This window comes from Dysgonomonas termitidis, from assembly GCF_042654545.1.
Taxonomy (GTDB): domain Bacteria; phylum Bacteroidota; class Bacteroidia; order Bacteroidales; family Dysgonomonadaceae; genus Dysgonomonas; species Dysgonomonas termitidis.
Genome location: NZ_JBHSGN010000156.1, coordinates 190383 through 196776, shown reverse-complemented (window position 1 = coordinate 196776; position 6394 = coordinate 190383). Strand labels below are relative to the sequence as shown.

The 6394-nt window shown below is 40.1% G+C and carries 6 protein-coding genes and 1 pseudogene; 3 read left to right on the top strand and 4 right to left on the bottom strand.

What is annotated here, in order from left to right; genetic code table 11:
• Window positions 1–1065: pseudogene (locus ACFO6W_RS24340) on the top strand (hypothetical protein); the annotation flags it as partial.
• An 87-nt stretch (window positions 1066–1152) separates the two neighbouring features.
• Here the strand turns inward: ACFO6W_RS24340 and ACFO6W_RS24335 are convergent.
• The 3 genes from ACFO6W_RS24335 to ACFO6W_RS24325 are packed head-to-tail and all read right to left on the bottom strand — an operon-like array spanning window position 1153 to window position 3181.
• Entirely contained in the window at window positions 1153–1503 is a 351-nt protein-coding gene (locus ACFO6W_RS24335) for a DinB family protein (protein ID WP_380001417.1), read from the bottom strand.
• Entirely contained in the window at window positions 1500–2411 is a 912-nt protein-coding gene (locus tag ACFO6W_RS24330; RefSeq protein ID WP_380001415.1) for a dihydroorotate dehydrogenase, read from the bottom strand. The genes ACFO6W_RS24335 and ACFO6W_RS24330 overlap by 4 nt, the downstream gene beginning before the upstream one ends.
• Complete coding sequence (locus ACFO6W_RS24325; protein ID WP_380001413.1) at window positions 2399–3181, bottom strand: dihydroorotate dehydrogenase electron transfer subunit; 783 nt, start codon at window positions 3179–3181, stop codon at window positions 2399–2401. The genes ACFO6W_RS24330 and ACFO6W_RS24325 overlap by 13 nt, the downstream gene beginning before the upstream one ends.
• A gap of 353 nt (window positions 3182–3534) precedes the next feature.
• Between ACFO6W_RS24325 and ACFO6W_RS24320 the strand changes: the two genes are divergently transcribed.
• Together ACFO6W_RS24320 and ACFO6W_RS24315 are read left to right on the top strand one after the other, a co-directional pair.
• Complete coding sequence (locus ACFO6W_RS24320; protein WP_380001411.1) at window positions 3535–4911, top strand: tryptophanase; 1377 nt, start codon at window positions 3535–3537, stop codon at window positions 4909–4911.
• An 11-nt stretch (window positions 4912–4922) separates the two neighbouring features.
• Complete coding sequence (locus ACFO6W_RS24315) at window positions 4923–5438, top strand: OsmC family protein (RefSeq protein WP_380001409.1); 516 nt, start codon at window positions 4923–4925, stop codon at window positions 5436–5438.
• Window positions 5439–5671: 233 nt separating this feature from the next.
• Here ACFO6W_RS24315 and ACFO6W_RS24310 read toward each other — a convergent pair whose 3' ends face one another.
• Window positions 5672–6178 carry a helix-turn-helix domain-containing protein gene (locus tag ACFO6W_RS24310; protein WP_380001407.1) on the bottom strand — a complete coding sequence of 169 codons (507 nt, stop codon included), beginning with the start codon at window positions 6176–6178 and terminating at the stop codon, window positions 5672–5674.
• Window positions 6179–6394 lie beyond the last annotated feature (216 nt).

The window sequence follows — 6394 nt, the reverse complement described above, 5'->3', positions numbered from 1 at the left end:
AGTTATTACCTGTTTCCCATGCTGGAGCAGATGGCGTCCGATACATTTTACTTTGAGGATAAAAGCCGCCGTATTGTAGGAATAACAGATATGACGTTTAATTTTTCCTATGTATTGCGAAGTGTAATTTCCTATCCGAAAGATATTTACGCAAATTTACATACCTGGCACTTTTTCCCGCCAATAGGTATATTGCTTATTATGCCTGTTTTATTACGTTTCTTTGTCCGTAATAAATCCGGGCAATTGAAATATGCCGATATTGGTGTAATCATAGGCCTGATCTATATTACACCAAACTTAAATGTATTCCCGTGGGATGTTTTTCCTTTCCGCCTGCTGGATTTTATCCAGTTCCCGTGGAGGTTGTTCGGCTTTTCCAGCCTTTTCTTTGCTATAGCCTCGGGGTATTATTTGTCGCAGATACTTAGAACAACAAGAAAGCAGCTGATAGGAAGCATTGTTGTGTTTGTAACCTTTGTATTCATATACACAATTATCGATAATGATGCTTATTCGTATAGCGAAAGGAGAGGTTATAAATATACAATAGGCAAAGATACGCCATTGCGGGAACAGTTGCAGCAGTACTCGAAGAAAGATTCGTTGCTTGTATATTGGCGCGTTGCGGGAGGAGAATATTTTCCCACAAAGCTGCCTGGCTTTGATTATATCTGGTCAAGGGGCGATACCGTGAAAAGTAAAAATGCCGCGACATCTATATCCGGATTTAGCAAAAATAAAGGAATAACGAGTCTTGATGTAGATGTGTATATTCCTGACAGCCTGGAACTTCCCCTGGTGTATTACAAGGGATACGCGGCGGAAATGGACGGCAAAAGGCTTCCTGTGAGTGAAAGCTCCAAAGGATTGGTACAAATTCCGGTGGATAAACAAGGACATGTGAAAGTCTGGTACAACGGTACAATTATCCAGCGTATAAGTTATTGTGTGTCAATTATAAGCATTATCATATTGTGCCTTTATATTTTCCGCGATTTTTTCCGGAAGAAGTGTAAGAGGTGTATTAAATCACTTCCTCTATTTCACTCAGATGCAGTCTGAAATGGGGTAGATAGTCCAGGATCATCGTTTTTAGGGATACTTTATCCCCTAAAGCCGTAATCCATTCATTTTCCAGTTTTTCAGAATTTACATGGCGGATAATATGGATAATAATGAATGGAAATTCATGTATTTCCATAGCTGGATCAGATCATGCCAATCCTCGGTCTGATAATTCTGAATGGCAACCCACTTGTCGTTATTTCCCATATTGGCATAGTCGGGGAAAATCAGCGGATTGGCTTGGTATTGCAGATGAATAATACGATGGATATTATTTGAAGCCGAATCGGCAAGATGTCCCAATGTCTCTCTTATAGTCCAGCCCTGAGTCGTTTTTCGACTGGAGATTACGTCTTCCGGTAAGGATTGTAACTTGGGTTCCCATTCATCAATCAGCCGCAACAGCTCTGTATTGTTTGTTTCAAATTCATTCATACCTCCAAAGCCCCTATTAATTCCCGTACCGAACCGATATTGTTCCTGTCCAGATATTCTTTTATACCATCCACTACCTTTACCGAGATCGCAGGATCAATAAAGTTGTGCGTACCTATCTGAATTGCCGACGATCCCGCCAGAATAAACTCAATGGCATCTTGCCAGCAGGAGATTCCTCCCATACCGATAACCGGGATTTTTACAGCATTATATGTTTGCCATACCATCCGCAGGGCAACAGGCTTCACACATGGACCGGAAAGGCCTCCCGTTACGGTAGATAGTACAGGGCGTCTTTTGTTTATATCGATGGCCATACCCAATAGTGTATTTATCAGAGAAACAGAGTCAGCTCCTTCAGCTTCTACAGCACGGGCTATTTCAGTGACATCGGTCACATTGGGGGATAATTTTACTATCAGTGTTTTGTCCCAAACTCTGCGGACAGCCCTTGTAACATCGGCAGCCGAATCGGCACATACCCCGAAAGCCATACCGCCTTCTTTTACATTCGGACAGGAAATATTTAGCTCAATAGCTGGAATTTTGTCCAAATCGACCAGTTTCTCGGTACATTCTACATAATCTTCGATGGTGGAACCCGATACATTGACTATTACATTTGTATTGAAGTCTTTTATCTCGGGGTAGATACTCGATACGAAGTAGTCAACGCCTTTATTTTGCAGTCCCACAGCATTTAACATGCCGGAAGGAGTCTCTGCCATACGAGGATAATCATTTCCCTGTCGAGGTCGAATGGTGGTTCCTTTTACAAAAATACCACCTATTCGCGATAGGTCTATGAAGTCCAAATACTCTTTTCCATAACCGAAAGTACCCGATGCGGTCATAACCGGGTTCTTCAAATGTAGTTTACCTATGTTTACAGCTAGTTTATCCATGTTAACTTTTCTATATTAAATACGGGTCCATCTGTGCATGCACATATATTCCCTTCGCTGGTCTTTTCCACACAGCACAAACATACGCCAAATCCGCATGCCATCATGTTTTCGAGAGATACTTCGCAGTTGATTTCATGATCGTTTGCATACCTTGCCACAGCTACCATCATAGGCTTTGGCCCACAGGTATAAATGGAGGTAAAACGGGTGTTTTTTAACACTGAATGATTGGTAACATATCCCGTTTCTCCATAGCTGCCATCTTCAGTCGTGCAAAACACTTCTCCATAGCGGGCAAAGTCATCCAATTGGAGTAAATCGTTCTTCGATCTTGCCCCTAAGAGAAATTTAGGACTGAATCCTTTTTCTTTCAGGGATGCACCAAGATATAGCATAGGAGCTGTTCCCACACCGCCGCCGATTAGTAATAATTCCTGTCCTTCTTTCGCGGTAGGGACAGAGAATGAATTACCTAGCGGAAGTAAAAGGTTTACGATATCACCTTTATTATATTCGCACATTTTACGTGTTCCGTCGCCAATTGCCTGTACAAGCAGCCACAGCTCATTTTTTGCTTTATCCACAAAGTTTACGGAAATTGGCCGGCGCAAATAAGTAGATGAAGAACCATCTACTCTTACTTCGACAAATTGTCCGGGAAACATCTCCGGTAAAGGGGAATGGTCTGTGGTGGTAAGTTTGATGAGGCAATAACTTTGGTTTAGTTGGTTGTTTTCGGTAACAACTAAATCCAGCATTTTTTTCATTTACCTTGGTTTTTTAGAGATAAATATCTGTTTCTATTCGGGTACAAAGTTAGTAAAGTTTGGGCGTACTAGGAAATTGCGAGGGAAGAATAATTTTTTGAAAAATAATTGTATCTTTATTGTATCATTTAAAACCTGAAACAATAGTACACTATGGCTTTAAGTTTCAAAAACACATTATTCAGCCCCATATTCCTTAATATTAAGGATAGAGACCATTTTACGTTATAAATTTACTCCAACATTTATTTATTTATCATTTTCTAAAACAAACAGGTTTTAGTCGATGAGTTATATATACAATTGAAGTATATACATTCTCTAATTCATAATTTGTAACTTAAAATATATATATGGAACTACCATTTGCAGAATCATGGAAAATAAAGATGATTGAGACGGTCCGGAAAAGTACGAGAGAAGAACGTGAGCAATGGCTTAAAGAAGCCGGATACAATATGTTTCAACTGAAATCCGAACAGGTTTATATAGATCTTATTACCGATTCGGGTACAGGAGCCATGAGCGACCGTCAGTGGGCCGGTATGATGCTCGGGGATGAAAGTTATGCCGGAGCAACGTCTTATTACAATATGAAGGATATGGTGACCCTTATCACAGGATTTGAATATGTATTGCCGACCCATCAGGGACGTGCTGCCGAAAACGTATTATTCTCTTGCCTGGTAAATGAAGGCGATGTGTGCCCGGGTAATTCCCATTTCGATACTACAAAAGGGCATATAGAGTCCCGGAAGGCCGTTGCGCTCGATTGTACAATCGATGAAGCAAAGGACACACAGCTCGAAATCCCGTTTAAAGGAAATGTGGATGTGAAGAAACTGGAAAATGCCCTGATCAAATATGGTGATCGCATCCCGTTTATTATCGTTACCATAACGAATAATACGGCGGGCGGGCAACCTGTATCTATGCAGAATCTCAAGGAAGTACACGCTTTGGCCGATAAGTATAGCAAAAAAGTGTTGTTCGACTCGGCTCGTTTTGCCGAGAATGCCTATTTCATAAAGATGCGTGAAGATGGATATAAGGATAAGTCAATCAAAGAGATATGTTTAGAAATGTTTACAAATGCCGATGCAATGACAATGAGCGCCAAGAAAGACGCAATTGTAAACATGGGCGGATTTATTGCTACCCGGCTGAAATCGTGGTATGATATGGCCAAGGTAAAAGGAATTGCCTACGAGGGCTTTATAACCTATGGTGGCATGAATGGCCGCGATATGAATGCGCTGGCTATAGGCCTTGACGAGAACACCGAATTCGACAATCTGGAGAGCCGTATCAAACAGGTAGAATATCTGGGTAAGAAACTTGACGAGTACGGCATACCATATCAACGTCCAGCTGGAGGGCATGCGATATTCGTTGATGCCGCTAAAGTGCTGGCACACGTGCCCAAGGAGCAGTTTCCGGCGCAAACCCTGACAGTGGAACTATACCTGGAAGCAGGTATACGCGGATGCGAGATAGGGTATATACTGGCTGACCGTGATCCTGTAACACGCGAAAACCGTTTCGACGGATTGGATTTATTGCGGCTGGCTATTCCCAGGCGTGTATATACCGATAATCATATGAATGTGGTAGCCGCGGCATTGAAAAATATATTCGACCGCCGCGAATCTATCACTAAGGGTGTGGAAATAGTATGGGAGGCCGATCTGTTACGGCATTTTACGGTAAAACTAAAAAAAATCAAGTAAAAGATATTTATATGAAAAAAATAATAAATCTCGTCCTATTCATTCTGTTAGCTGTAAACTTTTATGCTCAGAATGACAGTATAAATAATCCGGCTATTTATAGGGTAAAAACACAAATTTCGGAATTAAGAAACCGTACATTGGAATGTAAGGTGCGTGATCATACGATAATTGTAGATCAACCTAAAGCATTCGGCGCAGATGATTTGGGACCAACTCCTCCGGAGATGCTTTCCATAGCCTATGGGAGCTGTGTGGTTTCTACCATGCAGCTTTTGGCATTGCAGCGTAACTTAACCATACAAGATATATTTGTGCAAGTCGAAGGCAGCATTGATTTTTCAAAAGCATTAGGTATAAACGATGCCAACCGCGCAGGATTTTCAGGACTGAACCTCAAAATCCGGTTCGAGTCGGATATGACAAAAGAAGAAAAGAAATTGTTTATAAATGATGTATTGAAAATCGGGGCAGCCATAGATAATGTGGATAATCCAACTCCGGTAGAATACGAAATAATAGATTAACCCTGACACGAACTTCCAATCTGTACCTATCATAAAAAATAAGAGGGTGTGTCAAAAGCCAAATTGCACTATCGAATTATTACCCTCTTTGTCATTGGCTCCGCTTCGCTCTGCCGAACGTTGTTTCTGAATGCAATGAAGAATCCCGAACCTCCAGACACGAGATGTTTCACTCCGTTCAACATGAGAAAATGAAAGTAAAAATTACTTTTGACACACCCTCTTATTTTTTATTATAAGGGTGAATTATCGGCGTTGAATGTCTCAAATGTATTATCCGAGTAATAAATGATTATTTTACTGATTTTTCGCTCAGTAGTTTTTTGATACATAACAGGTTGATTCATAGTTTTTTCAGGTACATTCTGAACCTGATCAACTATATTTTCCTTGCGATATTCTGTTTCCGGTCGGGGAATGGGCGGAGATACAGAATCCTGAGAGAATAAATCCGGTTGATTTTGACCCGGATGGTAATTATAGGATGAAGGAGTAGATACTTGATGCATAGTTGAAGTTTTTCCTCCATCAGTTTTTATCATATCGCCATTTCCGGTAAGTAACCAGTCGGGATTGATATAATTGACCCTGGATAAAATACGTGTAACCACATCCAGGCTGGGATTGTTACGTCCATTAAGTATATGTGATATAACAGCCCGGCCAAGCTGTAACCTGTCGGCAAACGCTGATGGAGTAAGATGTTCACGCTCCATTATTAATCTTATACGATCTTTCATATATAGTAATGTATATAATGATGTAACAAATGTAAATAATATTTTTTACAAAAGGAAATTTTACTTATTTACATTTGTTATTTACGTTTGTTGACTTTGTTTACAACAAGTCTGAATACAAATGTATTTATATTGATATATTGAATAAGTATTACTTTACATATTTTAATTAAAATACTAATAATTAGATATATATTATAACAAATAGACGTATAT

Coding starts and splice junctions, on each gene's coding strand:
- ACFO6W_RS24335 (WP_380001417.1), bottom strand. CDS start 1,503: ATGAATGAATTTGAAACAAACAATACAGAGCTGTTGCGGCTGATTGAT.
- ACFO6W_RS24330 (WP_380001415.1), bottom strand. CDS start 2,411: ATGGATAAACTAGCTGTAAACATAGGTAAACTACATTTGAAGAACCCG.
- ACFO6W_RS24325 (WP_380001413.1), bottom strand. CDS start 3,181: ATGAAAAAAATGCTGGATTTAGTTGTTACCGAAAACAACCAACTAAAC.
- ACFO6W_RS24320 (WP_380001411.1), top strand. CDS start 3,535: ATGGAACTACCATTTGCAGAATCATGGAAAATAAAGATGATTGAGACG.
- ACFO6W_RS24315 (WP_380001409.1), top strand. CDS start 4,923: ATGAAAAAAATAATAAATCTCGTCCTATTCATTCTGTTAGCTGTAAAC.
- ACFO6W_RS24310 (WP_380001407.1), bottom strand. CDS start 6,178: ATGAAAGATCGTATAAGATTAATAATGGAGCGTGAACATCTTACTCCA.